Origin of the sequence: Corynebacterium cystitidis (assembly GCF_900187295.1) — a bacterium.
Classification (GTDB): domain Bacteria; phylum Actinomycetota; class Actinomycetes; order Mycobacteriales; family Mycobacteriaceae; genus Corynebacterium; species Corynebacterium cystitidis.
The window spans coordinates 316,274-333,792 of the sequence record NZ_LT906473.1 but is presented as its reverse complement, the minus strand read 5'-3'; the positions used below and the strand labels follow the sequence as shown (position 1 = coordinate 333,792).

The window sequence follows — 17,519 nt, the reverse complement described above, 5'->3', positions numbered from 1 at the left end:
AAATCCGTAGTTATTTCGCATAAAACACCGATTCTCTTAAGATTCACCCAGATTCGCTATGCCTGATGGTGGGCAAGTCGGGCCCTAGGAAGCGGGTAGCTAAGCGGGCAAATGATTCAGGTTCTCCTGTGGCCTCAAAGATCCTGGAGGGTGTGTGATCAGGGTCGGCGAACATGTCGGACTCTGTGAGTACGCGGATGACGTCTTTGGTAGTTTCTTCCGCGGATGATACGAGAGTGACATGGTCCCCAATGGCGAGCTGAATCACTCCAGACAGCAGTGGGTAGTGGGTGCAGCCAAGCACGAGCGTATCGACGCCCGCGGCTTGCAGCGACTCCAGGTAGCCTTCGGCGATCCCTAAGATCTGGCGGCCTGAGGTGATGCCCCGCTCGACGAATTCGACAAAGGCGGGGCAGGCCTTGGCAGTGACATCTACTTCTGGATTAAGGGAGAAGAGATCCTGGTAGGCACCAGATTGGATTGTTCCTTGGGTGCCGATGACTCCCACTTTTCCGTTGCGGGTGGTGGCCATGGCGCGTCGCACTGCGGGCCGGATCACTTCGACGACTGGGACGTTGTAGCGTTCGCGTGCGTCGTGAAGAAATGCGGCTGTGGCGGTGTTGCAGGCAATCACCAGCATTTTGCACCCGCGAGCGACGAGGCCGTCGGCGATGCGCATGGCATGGTGCCGCACTTCTGCGATTGGCAGCGGACCGTATGGCCCGTTGGCGGTGTCCCCGACGTACATGATGGATTCGCCGGGGAGTTGCTCCATGATTGATCGAGCGACGGTCAGCCCGCCGACACCCGAATCGAATATTCCGATGGGCGAGTTGCGGTCAGGCAGCGTCACAGGCGTTGCTGGCGTCGCGTGCGAAGTCAGTGGAGCGGAAGTCACGCAAAACGATATTACGCTGCCTGCTCCGGGTTCATGGCATCGACGATCTTTGCCATGGCGGAAGCAATCGCGCGGTTCTCTTCGTCGGTGAGGTTGTCGAACACCAGTCGGCGCACCTCGGAAACGTGTCCAGGCGCTGCCTTCTCCACGACTTGCCAGCCTTCGTCGGTGAGTTCCGCCAGGGTGGAACGGCCGTCGTTGGGGTCAGGGACACGCTTGACGTAGCCTTTCTTTTCCAGGCGGGTGATCACGCGGGAAAGGTGGGACAGGCTCATGTCAGATGCTTGGGCCAGCTCGCTCATGCGCAGGGAACCCTCGTCTGTTTCTGCGATGTTGCTCATTGCGTAGTAGTCGAAGTGGCTAATGCCAGCGTCGCGCTTCAGCTGTGCATCAAGTTTAGTGGGCAGGCCGACGTAAAACGACCAAACATTTTCCCAGGTCTTGTTCTCTTCTTCGGTTAGCGAAGGATTCATCTTGTCGTTCATACGCTTTATAATACGCGACAAGTTAAGAAAAGAAACTCAGGTTCACTTAGTTTCATTGTGAAGTATCCCCTATTTTGCTACCCTACCTGCGTGTATTAGAGTTTACTCATTTTCACATAAAAGGCTTTAACGGCCGATTTACTTAAGTTGTACAGGCAATCGCCAGGAAGGGGAAGATCTAAACCATTTGTTCCAAAAACTACCTTTAACGCTTGACTTAACGGGTGATTTGGTTGCGTTGTTTTCGGGCCTTGAGCGCAGGTGGATCATCGGAGGTGATAAAGATCCCTGCACCGAAACCACCTAAAGCTCCGAAGAGGTGTGCTTGCCAGCTCACTCCCGCTGTCCCCGGTATTACTCCCCAAATCAGTCCAGAGTAGGTAAAGCCGAGCACAACCCCCAGAAGGATCTGCCGGAAAGAACGGTTGAAGATACCTCGAATAATCAGGTACGCGAGCCAGCCATAAACGAGACCGGAAGCACCGATGTGGTTGGTTCCGATACCACCAAATAACCACACCCCCGCCCCTGCCACAATGGCGGCGATCAGTGTGACCTCCCAAAACACCCGGTGGCCCGAATAGCCAATGATGAAGCAGAAGATTGCACCCGGCACCGTGTTAGAAATTAAGTGCTCCCAGCTGCCGTGCAGCAACGGAGACGTAAAAATGTTGAGCAACGACGACGGGTCGAGCGGGTGAATACCGAAGGCAATCAGATTTCCACTAAAGAACAGCATGTTAATTATGTGGACCGCCCAGATGACAACCACATAACCGATGGCGTAGCGCATCCCCGTTTTCCACCCATAGCTTTTCGCATGGTGGATCGCAGGTTGCTGTGGCGCGCGGTGCGGGTGTGGCCCAGGGTAATTGCCAAAGGGAGAACCATAAGAAGAGCCATAGACACCGTGCTGTCCGGGGCGCGGGGACTGAGGGTACTGAGGGTACTGGGAAGAAGTCGGGAAGTTAGTCATCCCAACACATCTTAATTGCCAGAAGCTAGAATGTCGTTCCAGCAGGCCACCCCATAGCCGGCGGAGGCGCTGCGCACCGCATCAACGATGGCGGCCTGGACACACTCCGCTGCTGCTTCGCAGAGCTTTCCGACGAGCTCCACGGCCTGTGGTGCCACGTGCTTGGCAGTCGACACCGCAAACAGTGTGTCCCCGTCCAGCGGCGAGTGTGCTGGGCGGACAGCGCGCGCCAACCCATCGTGCCCGGTCAGCGCCAGTCGCTGCAGCTGCGCGACCGGCAAGGGCGCATCCGTGGCCACCACACCGATTGTCGTATTGAGCTGGGGCGCCGGACGTTTCAGAGAGTTAAACTTCGCGAGATTCACCCGAGGCGCTTCCGGGTCACCGTAGAAAGCCCCGGTTGAAGGGTCGATCACACTTCCCACCGGGTTTGCAACAACCCCAGCGGCCACGGTGTATTCGTCGATAAGCACCGATGCCTGGCCGAAACCCCCGCGCAACACCCCCGCAGTCGCGCCACAGCCGGCACCGACGCTTCCCGACGCACGATCCTCCCCCTCACGCAACGCCTTCTCAACGCAGGCCTCACCATCCTGGGAGGTTGGGCGTGACGACGCATCCCCCACCACCAAATCAAAAATGACGGCTGCCGGGACGATCGGAACCCGGGGGCCGGGATTGCCTTCTCCGAAAACGGGGAAACCGTAGCCGTGGGCTTCTAACGCGTTCATTGCGCCACTCGCAGCAGCCAAACCAAACGCAGATCCACCAGCAAACGTAAGAGCGTGCACCCGCTCAACGGTATTGTGTGGAGACAACAGATCAGTTTCGCGGGTGCCCGGTCCCCCACCACGCACGTCAACCGCGCCAACCATGCCACGCTTGTCGCGCGACACAACCGAAGTTACCCCGGTGTCCCCCAACGAGACGTGCCCGATGGCCAGGCCGGGGACGTCGAGAAGCGATCCAGCCACTAGTTCATCAATGCTTCCAACAACGACTCTTGGCAAAAGCCCATCCACTCGACCAGGTTCTGGCGGTCCTGAGCAGCAGACTCACCGCCCGAGTCATCGGCGGAAACGTAGAGGCGCAAGTCATTGAGCCCGGCCAGGAAGCGATGGGCTTCCTCCTCATCCAGCGACACCTCTACCCCACCGGTAGGGCCCAAGGCAGCATTGACTACCTGGAGGTTTTCCAGCTTGGACTTGATAATGTCAGTCTCGTTCATGCTGCGCAGCAAGGAATTATCGCCGTCAAACTCCTGGTCGTCGGCACGCTCAAAATCAGGCAGCAGGCGCGCAAGCTTCGGATCCTGCGGAGCCTCCTTGTGGCCGGTGGGCATATCAACGAGCTCAGCCAACTCATCTTTCGGAGCGGACTGCGCGCGCTGAATCAACGCCTCCGAGACAGTAGCAGTCAGGTCACCAAGCACCTCGCGTTCCAACGGATCCAGCCGAGTCATATACTTCGGTGCTCGCACAAGCCCCTTTTTCTTCCGCCATGCTTCCATGTCGTCCCTTTCTATTCCCGTCGGCGCACGCGCCGACGCTAACCGGCTTGCTGCATCGTGGCCCACAGCCCGGCCGTATGCAATTTCTTGACGTCGCCTTCGACCTTGTCCTTCTCCCCAGTTGACACAACTGCCTTGCCCTCGGTGTGGACCTGCATCATCAACTCAGTCGCACGTTTTTTGTCGTAGCCCAGCACAGTCTGAAAAACATAGGTGACATAGCTCATCAGGTTGACGGGGTCATCCCACACGATGCACATCCACGGCAGGTTCTCCGCAGTGGCGACGTCGAGCTGGATGTCCTGCTCCAACTCAGGGGTCGCCATCGGCGAGCCCATACTTGGTGATCGATTCATACCCCAAGGGTAACCAATTTTCCCTCCTGGGCGCGCACACTTGGACACTAAGCTATGGTCAGTACTACAACGATAAGCCAAAGAAATCCGTTAAGGATCGACTTCAGGAATCGACCATGCCGCGACTATCCAGCAACTTTGCATCATTTGAGGAGATACTCCGCCCACTGATCGGAGTCCTCGGCGTACTTTTCGCACTCGCAGCCAACATCGCCGCAGCCATGGAAAGAGCCCCCGGCGATGACGCTGGCTCATCCCGCGCAGACACCTACGTCGGACCCACCTTCGAAGACTCGGTTGACCTTGAAATGATTCGCGGCGATATCTTTTATGCCGTCAACCACATCCGCGTGCAGGAAGATCACCCAGACGTCGGCCCGCTCGTAGTGGATTTCCCATTGCAAAACGCTGCCCAGCGTCACGCGGAAGGCAACGCTGCAACCGGAAAGTATGCACCTCTTGACGGTGATAGGGCAATGATTCAGGGCAGCATCCCCCAAGGGCAGGCCACTGGCCACAACGTGATGCAGTTAATTTTGGATGATCAGCCGAACTCCGACTTAATGGTGAGCCCGGAGCACCTCCGCCTTGGCGTTGGTATAGCACAGAGCCGCGGACACGTGTGGTTTGTCATCGCGTTTTCTCGCGACTGATGGGCCCGTGCGTAGCGGGTGAGATAGTCTTAACTGCGTGACTGATAATTCTTCCCATGGTCAAGATCGCTCGACATCGTTTCTCACCGACAAGTATGAGCTAACAATGCTGCAGGCAGCGCTGCGCGACGGCACCGCCGACCGCCAGTGCACGTTCGAGGTGTTCTCCCGCAAACTGCAAAACGAGCGCCGCTACGGCGTGGTCGCAGGCACCTCGCGGGTCTTGCGTGCCATCCGCGACTTCCACTTCACCGACGCCCAGCTAGAAACACTGGATTTCCTCGACGACCAAGCCAAGGATTTCCTGCGCGACTACAAATTCTCCGGCGACATTGACGGCTACTTAGAAGGTGATCTCTACTTCCCGTACTCCCCAATTTTGTCGGTGCGCGGAACGTTTGCTGAGTGTGTGGTGCTCGAAACCGTGATTTTATCGATCATGAACGCGGACTCCGCCGTCGCATCAGCCGCGTCACGTATGGTCACCGCAGCTGACGGCCGCCCCATCATCGAGATGGGGTCACGCCGCACCCACGAATACTCTGCGGTCACCGCAGCCCGCGCGGCCTACCTTGCCGGGTTTGAAGCAACGTCCAACATGGAAGCCTCCTACCGCTATGGTGTCCCCGCCTCCGGCACCTCAGCGCACGCGTGGACCCTGCTCCACGTCAATGAAGACGGCACTCCCAACGAGAAGGCGGCTTTCCAGTCGCAGATTAACTCCCTGGGTGTGGGCACCACGCTGCTCGTCGATACGTACGACATCACCCAGGGTGTCGCCAACGCGATCGAGGTGGCCGGCACCGAGCTCGGTGGCGTACGCATTGATTCCGGCGACTTAGGGGCTGTGACCCGCCGCGTGCGCCGCCAACTCGACGAGCTCGGCGCATACAACACCAAAATCGTGGTCTCCTCCGACCTTGACGAATTTGCCATCGCCGGCCTACGCGGCGACCCAGTCGACGTGTACGGTGTGGGTACCTCCGTGGTCACCGGCTCCGGCGCACCGACCGCAGCCATGGTGTACAAGCTCGTGGAAGTAGACGGCCACCCCGTCGCAAAGCGCTCCCGGGGCAAGGCCATGACCGGAGGCGCAAAAACTGCCCTGCGCGCCTACCGCAGCACAGGGGTCGCAGTGGAAGAAGTTGTGTCTCCTTTCGAAGGACCAACGCCTGAGCTTCCCGGGCTGGATACCCGCCAGCTGGTTGTTCCCATGCTGCGTGGTGGGGAGCTCGTCGGCACGCCCCCAACCTTGGAGGAATCTCGCAACCATTTGGCGGAGCAAATCCGCACGCTGCCGTGGGAAGGTCTGGCTCTATCGCGCGACGAGCCGGCGATCAACACGCGGTTTACCGGCTTCCCGGAGGCCTCCGAAGACTAACCGCCCGTGGGGCTGGGTACGTCTGGACCATGACCCAGCCACCAGTGAGATTGTCGGACACGCAAGCCAGACACTGTACGGCACACGTACCTGGCGTGGTGAACAGTCCTCACCACTGCTGTTTGCGGGGCAATACTACGACGATGAATCCGGATGGGCGTATAACCTATACCGCTACTACCATCCTGATGCTGGGTCGATGTTTTAGGGCTGAAGGCTCATGGTGTGGGCAAACACCTTGATCCGAAAGCACAACATCCCGATTTTCCTGGCAGAAATGTCGACGACACGTTCCGAGGTGAAAACGGTGTAGCAGCTAACGGCCGACGAGCTCATGACTTCTATTCAGGTTTCATGCACAACCAAGGTTATGAAGTGAATCGTCAACTCCCCGGTGATACTCGACTTCGACCGGATGCGTATGCTATTGATGACAATGGTTTTTAAAACCGAGATCCGAGAGCTAAAGCCAGATACAGCGTCCGGACATCGAAGAAGTGGGCCTCAACTCAGGCCGATTCAATCACTTGGTGTACCAGCACAACACGATCGGTAGACACGGCAGACACCTCAATCTGCCCAGGCGCTACACTCTCCAGTGTGAGTGACCAGCCGTTGACCCAGACCACCACCGACCTGCTTGCTACTGCAGTAGACGCCCTCGGCGGCGCAAAGCGGGACGGCCAGGTAGCGATGGCCGAGGCTGTCACCAATGCGCTCGAGCAGGAACGGCACCTTGCTGTGCAGGCCGGAACTGGGACGGGAAAATCTTTGGCGTACTTGGTTCCTGCAATTCGCCACGCCCAAGCCGAAGATTCCACCGTTGTCGTGTCCACCGCAACGTTGGCGTTGCAGCGCCAGCTCGTGGAACGCGACCTTCCACGGCTTGCCGACGCCCTCGAACCAGTCATGGAACGCCGCCCCACGTTTGCTATCCAAAAGGGCCGCTCCAACTACGTGTGCCTGCACAAACTATCCGTTGAAGACAAGGAACCGGATGCGCTATTCGACGATGATGCGACCAGCTGGATGGGCCAGCATGTCGCCCGTGTCCATGAGTGGGCCCAGGACACTGAAACCGGCGACCGCGATGACCTCGACCCCGGCGTGCCTGACTTAGCTTGGCGCCAGGTTTCAGTCACGGCTGCCGAGTGTTTGGGGGCAGCCCGCTGCCCGCATGGCGAGGAGTGCTTCGCGGAACGTGCGAAGGCGAAAACCCGTGACGTTGATGTTGTCGTGACCAACCACGCTCTGCTTGCCATCGATGCGCTAGCAGATGTCAATATTCTTCCGGAGCATGATGTGGTGGTCATCGATGAGGCGCATGAGCTCGATGGGCGCATCACGTCGGTGGCTACCTCCGAGATCTCTGCGCGTGCGCTATCGATGTCGGCGAAACGCGCGGGCAAGCTCGATGCGACAAAGCAGAAGCAGGACCTTGAGAATGTGATCGACGACTTCACTTCCGTGGTCGATCTGGAGCAGCCGGGCCGGTGGGAGAATATTTCCGATTCCGCCCGTAGCTCTTTCGTCGCCGTGCGCGACGGGCTGTGGCGCACCCGTGAGGAGATTGCGCGCACTCCTGAAGGCGAAATGCTAAATGACCCTGAGCGTTTTGCCGAGCGCGAGAATTTAAAGAATCACTTGCAGGATCAGCATGATGCAGTGGTGCGCATCCTGGCCGTCTTCGATGAGGAGAATCCTGCCGAATATGATGACGTGGTGTGGCTCGAGCGCTCCGAACGTTATGGCGATACGGTGGCGGTGGCCCCGTTATCGGTGGCGGGCTTGCTGCATGATCGCCTGTTCGGCGAGCAGACTGTGGTTCTTACCTCCGCGACGTTGACCATTGGTGGCAACTTTGAGGCGATGGCAGCTAGCTGGGGGTTGCCACAAGGAACCTGGGACAGCCTTGATGCGGGTACGCCGTTTGATCCCCGGAAGTCCGGCATCCTCTACAATGCCGCGCACTTGCCCACACCGGGTCGTGAGGGGCTCTCAGAAGAAACCCTCGGCGAAATTGCGGGGCTGATTACCGCTGCTGGGGGCCGCACGCTGGGGCTGTTCTCGTCGAAACGCGCGGCCCAGCAGGCAGCGGAGGCGATGCGTACCCGCCTACCGTTTGAGATTTTTGTTCAAGGTGAGGATTCGATTGGGTTGCTCGTCGATAAGTTCGCCAAGAACGAAAACGCGTGCCTGTTTGGCACGCTTACGTTATGGCAGGGCGTCGATGTGCCAGGTAAGTCCCTGTCGCTGGTGATCATCGACCGGATCCCGTTTCCTCGCCCCGATGATCCCCTGTTGCAGGCCCGATCCAAGGCCGCCGATGCCGCCGGGCGTTCCGGTTTCATGGAAGTCTCGGCTACTCACGCTGCGCTGCTTATGGCGCAGGGAGCGGGGCGCTTGTTGCGTCGGGTGACTGATCGTGGCGTCGTCGCTGTACTGGATAATCGCTTCACGACGAAGCGCTATAGTGCTTTCCTGCGCAAGAGTCTGCCGGATTTCTGGACTACGACCGACCCTGATGTTGTCCGCGGTGCTTTACGACGCTTGGTCGCTCCAGCTCCTACCCCTAAATAATTCTCCTAAAAATTGCCGCCGTGACAGAATCAGCAGCGATTTCGGTAAAACCCGCATCGCGCACGCACAGTGCCCCCGGTGTTCTCGCCGCCTGAACGAAAGCTTCTCCTGAACACTCCACAACATTGAGTGGAAAACCGGTCAGGGCCCAAGACACCGCCTGGCTCGTAGACAATTGCGCGGCCCACAACATTGAGGCGTGGCCGACTTGGGCTGCGGCTTTGCCCACTGTCATGTTCAACGCCGCGTCAACTGCGATCGTCGGCACGCGTGGCTCCAGCGCGGTTGTCTTGCTCGCGGGTAAGTCGGTGCCGTGAATCTGTAACTTCTTAATGGGCGCCGGCACTTCCGACACCGCGCTGGGAACGAACGCACGCACCTGCGCGCCGCGAACGCTAGCGGTCACGCCGGGAAACTCCTGAACGTCGTCCCACGCCTTGTTGCGTCCTCGTCGAGCAACTTTGCGGATAAGATGGCTGTACCAGCTTGTCAGGCCGTCGCGCCATGGACCATCCTGGCCTGCCTGTGGTGCCAAGCACACTCCAACGACGGCTTGTGCGGCAGCAACGAGCACGGCGTTGCGGTCCGGCGGATCCTGCTTAGGCAGGTGCAACGCGATCTGCATGGCTTGCACAGTCGACGGATCGTCAGGGTTCTCATGGCGGTCACGCCGGTCCGACGACACGCTGCGGGACAGTACAGCGTGGGCGGCTGCGATGAGGCTTTCCTCGCTGGGGCTGTCGTCGTGCATTAGTGGAGAGGTACTTTCCGGTACGTGCCGTCTTTGAAGTCTGAATCGTCGATTTCGCTGCGCGGAACGCCCAAAATGTAGAGCACTGAATCCAGGAACGGTGTGTTGACGGATGTGTCCGCGATCTGCTTCAACGCTGGCTTGGCGTTGAATGCCACACCGAGGCCGGCAGCGGAGAGCATGTCGATATCGTTGGCGCCGTCGCCTACCGCAACAGTCTGCTGCATCGTCAAGCCGGAGTCCTGCGCGAATTCCTTGAGGAATTCTGCTTTGGCTGCACGGTCAACAATCTTGCCCACCACGTTGCCGGTGAGCTTGCCATCGACAATCTCTAGGGTGTTGGCACGCACGTAGTCCAGCTGCAGGTCCTCCGCTAGGTCCTCGAGTACCTGCACGAAACCGCCGGAGACCACGGCAGTTCGGTACCCCATCTTTTTCAACGTGCGGATCGTGGTGCGAGCACCTGGGGTGAGCTCAATATCGCGGGCTACCTCGTCGATGACAGAAGCATCAAGGCCTGCCAGGGTCTTAACACGCTCACGCAAGGACTCTTCGAAATCGAGTTCGCCCCGCATCGCCCGTTCGGTAACCGCGGCCACCTCTGTTTCTTTTCCTGCATGAGCAGCCAGCATTTCAATGACTTCGCCGGTGATCAGGGTGGAATCGCAGTCGAAGCACACGAGTCGCTTCGCGCGGCGTGTCAGCCCTGCACCTTCAATGGCGAGGTCCACTCCGAGGCGAGGGGTGAGTTCTGCGAGCGCTTCGCGGATCGCCTTGCCGTCACCGGGAGTGTAGTTGGGTATCGTGCAGAACAGTTCGAGGCCTGTCACTGGGTAGTCTGAGATTCCGCGGATGCGGTCGATGTTTGCGTCGAAGTTTGCCAGTGTGCGCCCGACGGCAGAAACATCTGCCGCGTTCACGGGGTTACCGAGCATGACAACAACGTGTGTGGACCTGGGTTGGCCAGAGGAGGCGACATGCTCGCCGACCTCAATGCTGACGCGTTGGTTGTACTGGCTTAAAGTTTCGTTGAGTCCCTGCTCCAGTGTCTCGAGCCCGTCGGCGCGAATCCCGACGAAAGCCGCGAGGAAGAGGTTACCCCGAAAGTTGGCTTGCTCGACGTCGAGCAGTTGCACGTCGTGGGAGGAAAGGACTCTAAAGGCGGAGGCCGAGACACCGGGGCGATCGGGGCCGGTAATGGTGATCACCGCGTGTGTGAGACCGGGCAGGAGATCAACAACATCGGTTGTTGCTGGGTTAGTCACTGTGATTGTTCTTTCTTCGAAGTGGAATGGATCAGTAGTTCACATCAGTTGTTGGCATCTGGGCGATCCGAGGCGGTGTGATCCCCCAATAATCCCCAAAACCCCCGACTCTCAACGATTGGAGTTGAGCCGGGGGTTGTGAACCGTAGTCAGTGTCGGATCAGATGCTTGGGGTAAAGCCGTGGCTCTTAGTGTGAGCCGACGTGGGCTTCCTTGCGCATGCGCTCCACCATATGCGGGTAGTGCAGCTCGAACGCTGGGCGCTCGGAGCGGATACGTGGCAGGGAGGTGAAGTTGTGGCGTGGTGGTGGGCAGGAGGTGGCCCACTCTAGGGAGTTGCCGTAGCCCCATGGATCGTCGACGGTAACAATCTCGCCGTAGCGCCAGGACTTGAAGATGTTCCAGATCAGTGGGATGACCGACGCACCCAGGATGAAGGAACCAATCGTGGAGATCTGGTTGAACAGGGTGAAGCCGTCAGAGTCCAGGTAGTCGGCGTAGCGGCGTGGCATACCCATGTTTCCTAGCCAGTGCTGGATCAGGAAGGTGGTGTGGAAACCGATGAAGGTTAACCAGAAGTGCCACTTTGCTAGGCCTTCGTCTGCCATGCGTCCGGTGATCTTCGGGAACCAGAAGTACACTCCAGCAAAGGAAGCAAATACTACGGTGCCGAACAGGGTGTAGTGGAAGTGCGCAACGACGAAGTAGGAATCTTGCAGGTGGAAGTCGAGCGGTGGGGAGGCCAGCATAATGCCGGTCAGACCACCGAAGAGGAAGGTTGCCATGAAGCCCATGGACCAGATCATCGGAGACTGCCAGGTGATGTGACCATTCCACATGGTGCCCACCCAGTTGAAGAACTTCACTCCGGTTGGAACCGCGATCAGGAAGGTCATGAAGGAGAAGAAGGGCAGCAGAACCGCGCCGGTGGCGTACATGTGGTGTGCCCACACGGACATGGACAGTCCCGCAATCGCTAGGGTTGCGAAGACTAGGCCAATGTAGCCGAAGATCGGCTTCCGAGAGAACACTGGGATGACCTCGGAGATGATACCGAAGAACGGCAGGGCGAGAACGTACACCTCAGGGTGGCCGAAGAACCAGAACAGGTGCTGCCACAGGATAGCGCCACCATTAGCGGTGTCGAAGATGTGGGCACCGAGCTTGCGGTCGTAGAGAACTCCCAAAGCCGCTGCGAGCAGCAAAGGGAAGATCATCAAAGCGATGATGGATGCCGCAAAGATGGTCCAGGTGAACACTGGTAGGCGGAACATAGTCATGCCCGGCGCACGCATCGTCAGTACGGTGGTGATCATGTTGATCGCGGAGGCGACAGTACCGATACCGGTAGCACCAACACCAATGATCCACAGGTCAGCACCCACGCCTGGGGTGTGAACCTGGTCAGACAGCGGCACGTACATGGTCCAACCGAAGTCTGCAGCTCCGCCTGGCGTTATGAAGCCCGCCAGCATCGCGACAACGCCGATCTGGGTAATCCAGAAGCCGAACGCGTTGAGGCGAGGGAAAGACACATCCGGTGCACCGATTTGCAGCGGCAGGACGAAGTTAGCAAAACCCCAGACAACTGGGGTACCGAATGCAAGCAGCATAATCGTGCCGTGCATAGTGAACAGCTGGTTGAACTGCTCGTTGGAGAGGAACTGAAGACCCGGGGAGAATAGCTCCGAACGGATCAGCAGTGCCATGAGACCACCAACGAAGAACCAGACGAAGGACATCACGAGGTACCAGGCACCAAGTGCCTTGTGGTCCGTCGTGGTAAGAACTTTATAAAGCTGGGAACCCTTGCGTTCATTACCGAAAGGTTCCGGGCGTTGTGGCTGGACATAGTCGTCTAGCCGAGGCGCAACTGCGGTCATACGATCCTCCTGACTACTGACGTCCACGTCCGAAGTGGCCGTGACGCCCTATAATACCTCCCTACGCGCATGCTGCAGGCAAGCACACAGAGAGACAACAAATTTCTAACCACCTTGGGCTAGCAACGCTTAAGAGTCTATAGCGTTACGGCCGTACTGCCGAAATAATCTTTATCCGATTAATATTTTGAGATGAATCCCGACCAATAAGCAGGGGATTCGAAGTTTGGTGGTACCTATGGGCGCGTTTTAACGGGGAAGCGCTTGCGATCATTGCCCCCTAATGGAGTTCAAACTAAGGGTTGAGCCTCGGGACACACGGACATATACTACCGCCAATCTGAATATATCCTGCATGAAGTGCACAAGCTCCTCGCAACCTCAACAAGGAGGCGGGAGGCGCTTGACGGAGGTTCACGGCCCTAGGCGGCCCAAGGTAGCTTTTAGAAATCCCAGTCGTCGTCTGTGGTATCCTCGGCCTTGCCGATGACATAGGACGAACCTGACCCAGAGAAAAAGTCGTGGTTCTCGTCAGCATTCGGGGAAAGCGACGCCAGGATGGCCGGCGACACCTTGGTTTCATCAGATGGGAAAAGCCCTTCGTAGCCGAGGTTGTTTAGGGCCTTGTTTGCGTTGTAGCGCAAGAATCGCTTGACATCCTCGGTCCAGCCGATGGGATCATAAATATCCTCGGTGTACTGGGTCTCGTTTTCGTAGAGGTCATACATTAAATCAAAGGAGTATTCCTTCAACTCGTCCCGACGCTGTTGAGTCTCTTCTGCCACCCCAAGTTGGTACTTGTAGCCGATATAGTAACCATGCACCGCTTCATCGCGAATAATTAAGCGAATGATATCTGCAGTGTTAGTTAACTTGGAGTGAACAGACCAGTTCAGGGGCAGGTAGAAACCGGAGTAGAAAAGGAAGGACTCCAGCATGACGGAGGCAACCTTCTTCTTCAGTGGATCGTCGCCTTCGTAGTACGATTGGACAATTTTCGCCTTGCGCTGGACTTCTTCATTTTCTTCGGTCCAACGGAAGGCGTCGTTAATCTGTGGCGTGGTAGCCAGCGTCATGTAAATATTTGAGTAGCTCTTGGCATGGACCGACTCCATGAAGGAAATGTTTGTGTACACCGCCTCCTCATGCATGGTGCGAGCATCTGGAATCAGTGAGACCGCACCAATAGTGCCCTGGATTGTGTCTAGAAGAGTGAGGTTGGCAAATACTCGCATGGTGGCGAGCTGCTCTGCGTCGTTAAGCGTCTTCCACGACGGAATATCATTTGACACCGGAATCTTTTCCGGGAGCCAAAAGTTTCCGGTTAGGCGATCCCATACTTCAAGGTCTTTCTCGTCTGGAATTTCGTTCCAATTGATCGCCTTGATTGGTTCAGCGTGAGCTTCAAGGTACGCGTCGTATTCATGCTGGTCAGCCATTAGAAACTTCCACACTCTTTCTTCGTCGAGACAAATTTATGACAAATTCGGGACAAATTTGGGGCAGGCTTGGAGATAGTGCTGCCCACTTCTATGCCACTACTTTAGGCACTACCCTACCCCAGCTAAAAAATAAGATTACTTGCCCGATTGTGCCAGACGCATAGCACCCCGGATGCAGAAATTTACGCTTCTGACCGTGTTTGTTTGTACGATCATGGACTACCCCCTAATTTCGGATTCATTGTCTTTTCCACGCCCCGCACGCGTAAGGTAATAACTATAAAATTCACCGGTACTACAATATTCAAGGATGGTTACGCGATGCCAACCCCCGAGTCGCCTGCGACCCCTTTACTGACATCGGTCCTTGACCAGCTCGGTGGCGAAATCGTCGCCGGTTCCATTCCAGAGGGACGAACTTTTACCCTGCAGGACATCTCTGCCCGCTTCGGCATTTCTCGTACCGTCGCCCGCGAAGCAATGCGCGCGTTGGAGCAACTCGGGCTAGTGTCCTCGTCACGTCGCGTGGGTATTACGGTACTTCCTCAATCATCGTGGGCTGTTTTCGACGCCTCCGTGATCAGCTGGCGGTTGGCTTCCGACGAGCAGCGCGCCGACCAGCTTAAATCCTTAACGGAACTGCGCATTGCCCTAGAACCCATTGCTGCATTCAACGCAGCGAAGCATGCCACAAGGCAACAGGCAGACCGGCTGATCGTCCTCGCCGAAGAGTTACGCGAGCTGGGCTCTCGGGACCGGGGCGCTTCCGAAGAATTCCTCGCAGCAGACAAGGAATTTCATACTCTGATCTTCCAGGCCAGCGGCAATGAGATGATTAGTGCCTTGGCGATGTCGCTTCTCCACGCCCTTGAGGGGCGCACCCGCCACGGCCTCCAGCCCGATAGCCCAGTAGAAGAAGCCATGGATCTACACGAGGATTTGGCAAACGCTATCGCCTCCGGCGACGCAGAAGCCGCGGAAGCCGCCTCCCGCGAGATTCTCTCCGAGGTTCGCCGCGCGCTCTACGCCTAATTTAGCTTTTCGACGATTAACCCCTCGATTCCAGTTGTTTTGGAATCGAGGGGTGTGTCGTCGTAAAGCGTGCTGCTTACAGCATGCAGGACACGCAGCCTTCGATTTCGGTGCCTGCCAGAGCCATCTGGCGCAAGCGGATATAGTACAAAGACTTAATGCCCTTGGTCCATGCGTAAATCTGGGCACGGTTGATATCGCGGGTGGTCACGGTGTCCTTGAAAAACAGTGTCAGCGAAAGGCCCTGGTCAACGTACTTGGTGGCCACCGCATAGGTGTCAATCACCTTCTCGTAGCCGATCTCGTAGGCATCCTCGAAGTACTCGCCGTTCTCATTATCCAGGTGTGGTGCTGGGTAGTAGACGCGGCCGATCTTGCCTTCCTTACGGATCTCAATCTTGGAGGCAATCGGGTGGATCGACGAGGTCGAGTTATTGATATAGGAAATGGAACCGGTTGGCGGGACGGCCTGGAGGTAGCGGTTATAGATACCGTCTTTCATCACGGCAGCCTTTAGCTCGGCCCAATCCTGCTCGGTGGGTACCTGCGCAGTGGAGTTCTCAAACAGCGCCTTGACCTTGGCAGTTTTCGGCTGGAAGTCCTCTGGGTTGTACCGGTCGAAGAACTCGCCTGACGCGTACTCAGATTTGTCGAAGTCCTTGAACGTCTCCCCCGTCTCCACAGCAATCTTGTGGGACGCCTTGATGCACTCGTACATCACGGTGGCGAAGTACGCGTTGGTGAAGTCCAAACCTTCTTCGGAGCCGTAGTGGATGTGCTCCCGGCCCAAGTAGCCGTGCAGGTTCATCTGGCCCAAGCCGATCGCGTGTGAGGCGTCATTGCCCTCACGGATCGACGGGACCGAATCAATGGAGGTCTGGTCTGCCACAGAGGTTAAACCGCGAATTGCAGTTTCGATGGTGCGGGAGAAGTCGGTGGAGTCCATGGTCATCGCAATATTGAGCGAACCCAGATTGCACGAGATGTCCTCGCCGATGGTTTCGTAGGTTAAGTCAGCATTGAGCACCGACGGTGTGTTGACCTGCAGAATTTCCGAGCACAGGTTGGACATGTTAATGCGGCCAGTTTTCACCGGGTTCGCCTTGTTCGCGGTGTCTTCATACATGATGTACGGGTAGCCGGATTCGAACTGGATCTCTGCGATAGTTTGGAAGAACTGTCGCGCGTTGATCTTCGTCTTCTTAATGCGCGGATCCTCCACCATCTCTTCGTACTTTTCAGTAACCGAGATGTCGGCGAACGGCACGCCGTAGACACGCTCCACGTCATAGGGGGAGAACAAGTACATGGCATCATTACGCTTCGCCAGCTCGAAAGTAATGTCCGGAATAACTACGCCCAACGAGAGAGTCTTAATGCGGATCTTCTCGTCCGCGTTCTCGCGCTTGGTATCTAAAAAGCTCAAGATGTCAGGGTGGTGCGCATTGAGGTACACCGCGCCGGCTCCCTGGCGGGCACCCAGCTGGTTAGCATAAGAGAAGGAGTCTTCCAACAACTTCATCACGGGAATCACACCCGACGACTGGTTCTCGATGTGCTTAATCGGCGCACCAGATTCGCGGATGTTGGTCAACAGCAGTGCCACGCCACCGCCACGCTTGGAGAGCTGCAGCGACGAGTTGATGGCACGTCCAATGGACTCCATATTGTCTTCGATGCGCAGCAGGAAGCAGGAGACGAGCTCCCCGCGTTGTGCTTTACCAGCGTTAAGGAAGGTTGGAGTTGCTGGTTGGAAGCGTCCGGTCATGATCTCGTCGACAAGCGCGCTTGCCAACTCCTCATTGCCGCGCGCTAGGAACAAAGCGGTCATGGACACACGGTCTTCGAAACGCTCGAGGTAGCGCTTACCGTCGAAGGTCTTCAACGTGTACGAGGTGTAGTACTTATACGCGCCCAGGAAGGTTTTGAAGCGGAACTTGAACGCGTAGGCGCGCTTGAAGGTCGACTTTACAAATTCCCAGTCGTACTGCTCGATCACTTCTGGTTCATAGTACTTGTTATCAATCAAGTACTTCATCTTCTCTTCCAAATCATGGAAGTAGACGGTGTTCTGGTTGACGTGCTGCAGGAAGAACTGGTTAGCAGCCTCGCGGTCTTTATCGAACTGGATTTGTCCGTCGTCTCCGTAAATGTTCAGCAGAGCATTCAGAGTATGGTAATCCAACTGTTCTTTCGGGTCAGCGGGTGCAGCAACATTCTTGCCATGTGTCTGGGTAGACGTTAGTGAAGTCACGGTTAGTTAAACCTTTCAGAAGTGATTGGGTAATTAGTCCATCATTCAGTTGT

General features: G+C 57.1%; 16 protein-coding genes. 5 read left to right on the top strand and 11 right to left on the bottom strand.

What is annotated here, in order from left to right:
* Positions 1–43 precede the first annotated feature (43 nt).
* The 6 genes from murI to clpS all read right to left on the bottom strand — a co-directional run bounded on the left by murI (position 44) and on the right by clpS (position 4,207).
* Positions 44–883 (bottom strand): glutamate racemase, encoded by an 840-nt coding sequence (gene murI / locus CKV99_RS01575; RefSeq protein WP_092257888.1) that lies wholly within the window; start codon positions 881–883, stop codon positions 44–46.
* 26 nt (positions 884–909) lie between these two features.
* Positions 910–1,383: a MarR family winged helix-turn-helix transcriptional regulator gene (locus CKV99_RS01570; RefSeq protein ID WP_092257475.1), complete on the bottom strand. Its 474-nt coding sequence runs from the start codon at positions 1,381–1,383 to the stop codon at positions 910–912.
* A gap of 217 nt (positions 1,384–1,600) precedes the next feature.
* Entirely contained in the window at positions 1,601–2,359 is a 759-nt protein-coding gene (locus CKV99_RS01565) for a rhomboid family intramembrane serine protease (protein WP_408607548.1), read from the bottom strand.
* An 11-nt stretch (positions 2,360–2,370) separates the two neighbouring features.
* Positions 2,371–3,333, bottom strand: coding sequence for a P1 family peptidase (locus tag CKV99_RS01560; protein WP_092257468.1), 963 nt, complete (start codon positions 3,331–3,333; stop codon positions 2,371–2,373).
* A complete protein-coding gene (locus CKV99_RS01555; RefSeq protein ID WP_092257465.1) occupies positions 3,333–3,869 on the bottom strand; it encodes a DUF2017 domain-containing protein in 537 nt (178 codons plus the stop codon). Before CKV99_RS01555 ends, CKV99_RS01560 begins: the two co-directional genes overlap by 1 nt.
* Positions 3,870–3,907: 38 nt before the next feature.
* A complete protein-coding gene (clpS, locus tag CKV99_RS01550) occupies positions 3,908–4,207 on the bottom strand; it encodes an ATP-dependent Clp protease adapter ClpS (RefSeq protein WP_231910213.1) in 300 nt (99 codons plus the stop codon).
* Between the two features lie 134 nt (positions 4,208–4,341).
* Between clpS and CKV99_RS01545 the strand changes: the two genes are divergently transcribed.
* The 4 genes from CKV99_RS01545 to CKV99_RS01535 all read left to right on the top strand — a co-directional run bounded on the left by CKV99_RS01545 (position 4,342) and on the right by CKV99_RS01535 (position 8,839).
* Positions 4,342–4,878 carry a CAP domain-containing protein gene (locus CKV99_RS01545; protein ID WP_092257462.1) on the top strand — a complete coding sequence of 179 codons (537 nt, stop codon included), beginning with the start codon at positions 4,342–4,344 and terminating at the stop codon, positions 4,876–4,878.
* Positions 4,879–4,984: 106 nt separating this feature from the next.
* A complete protein-coding gene (locus tag CKV99_RS01540; protein ID WP_231910212.1) occupies positions 4,985–6,259 on the top strand; it encodes a nicotinate phosphoribosyltransferase in 1,275 nt (424 codons plus the stop codon).
* A gap of 225 nt (positions 6,260–6,484) precedes the next feature.
* A complete protein-coding gene (locus tag CKV99_RS14190) occupies positions 6,485–6,706 on the top strand; it encodes a hypothetical protein (protein WP_143063413.1) in 222 nt (73 codons plus the stop codon).
* A 153-nt stretch (positions 6,707–6,859) separates the two neighbouring features.
* On the top strand, positions 6,860–8,839 hold the full coding sequence (locus CKV99_RS01535) for an ATP-dependent DNA helicase (RefSeq protein WP_092257456.1): 1,980 nt from the start codon (positions 6,860–6,862) through the stop codon (positions 8,837–8,839).
* On the opposite strand, the gene CKV99_RS01530 is transcribed toward CKV99_RS01535, so the two are convergent.
* From CKV99_RS01530 to nrdF, 4 genes are all read right to left on the bottom strand, one after another.
* Positions 8,832–9,590 (bottom strand): aminoacyl-tRNA hydrolase, encoded by a 759-nt coding sequence (locus tag CKV99_RS01530; protein ID WP_092257451.1) that lies wholly within the window; start codon positions 9,588–9,590, stop codon positions 8,832–8,834. The genes CKV99_RS01535 and CKV99_RS01530 overlap by 8 nt on opposite strands.
* Positions 9,590–10,855, bottom strand: a complete 1,266-nt coding sequence (gene serB, locus CKV99_RS01525; protein WP_092257448.1) for a phosphoserine phosphatase SerB — start codon at positions 10,853–10,855, stop codon at positions 9,590–9,592. The genes CKV99_RS01530 and serB overlap by 1 nt, the downstream gene beginning before the upstream one ends.
* A gap of 188 nt (positions 10,856–11,043) precedes the next feature.
* Positions 11,044–12,738, bottom strand: a complete 1,695-nt coding sequence (gene ctaD, locus CKV99_RS01520; protein ID WP_092257445.1) for an aa3-type cytochrome oxidase subunit I — start codon at positions 12,736–12,738, stop codon at positions 11,044–11,046.
* A gap of 443 nt (positions 12,739–13,181) precedes the next feature.
* The gene (nrdF, locus tag CKV99_RS01515; protein WP_092257441.1) at positions 13,182–14,177 is read right to left on the bottom strand and encodes a class 1b ribonucleoside-diphosphate reductase subunit beta; all 996 of its coding nucleotides are present in this window, start codon (positions 14,175–14,177) and stop codon (positions 13,182–13,184) included.
* Between the two features lie 324 nt (positions 14,178–14,501).
* Here nrdF and CKV99_RS01510 point away from each other — a divergent pair, with 324 nt between their 5' ends.
* Positions 14,502–15,212 carry a FadR/GntR family transcriptional regulator gene (locus CKV99_RS01510; RefSeq protein ID WP_092257438.1) on the top strand — a complete coding sequence of 237 codons (711 nt, stop codon included), beginning with the start codon at positions 14,502–14,504 and terminating at the stop codon, positions 15,210–15,212.
* Positions 15,213–15,288: 76 nt separating this feature from the next.
* Here CKV99_RS01510 and nrdE read toward each other — a convergent pair whose 3' ends face one another.
* Complete coding sequence (gene nrdE, locus CKV99_RS01505) at positions 15,289–17,466, bottom strand: class 1b ribonucleoside-diphosphate reductase subunit alpha (protein WP_092257435.1); 2,178 nt, start codon at positions 17,464–17,466, stop codon at positions 15,289–15,291.
* Positions 17,467–17,519 lie beyond the last annotated feature (53 nt).

Coding starts and splice junctions, on each gene's coding strand:
- CKV99_RS01530 (WP_092257451.1), bottom strand. CDS start 9,590: ATGCACGACGACAGCCCCAGCGAGGAAAGCCTCATCGCAGCCGCCCAC.
- CKV99_RS01510 (WP_092257438.1), top strand. CDS start 14,502: ATGCCAACCCCCGAGTCGCCTGCGACCCCTTTACTGACATCGGTCCTT.
- CKV99_RS01555 (WP_092257465.1), bottom strand. CDS start 3,869: ATGGAAGCATGGCGGAAGAAAAAGGGGCTTGTGCGAGCACCGAAGTAT.
- clpS (WP_231910213.1), bottom strand. CDS start 4,207: ATGGGCTCGCCGATGGCGACCCCTGAGTTGGAGCAGGACATCCAGCTC.
- CKV99_RS01540 (WP_231910212.1), top strand. CDS start 4,985: ATGCTGCAGGCAGCGCTGCGCGACGGCACCGCCGACCGCCAGTGCACG.
- CKV99_RS01565 (WP_408607548.1), bottom strand. CDS start 2,359: ATGACTAACTTCCCGACTTCTTCCCAGTACCCTCAGTACCCTCAGTCC.
- CKV99_RS01570 (WP_092257475.1), bottom strand. CDS start 1,383: ATGAACGACAAGATGAATCCTTCGCTAACCGAAGAAGAGAACAAGACC.
- ctaD (WP_092257445.1), bottom strand. CDS start 12,738: ATGACCGCAGTTGCGCCTCGGCTAGACGACTATGTCCAGCCACAACGC.
- nrdF (WP_092257441.1), bottom strand. CDS start 14,177: ATGGCTGACCAGCATGAATACGACGCGTACCTTGAAGCTCACGCTGAA.
- CKV99_RS01545 (WP_092257462.1), top strand. CDS start 4,342: ATGCCGCGACTATCCAGCAACTTTGCATCATTTGAGGAGATACTCCGC.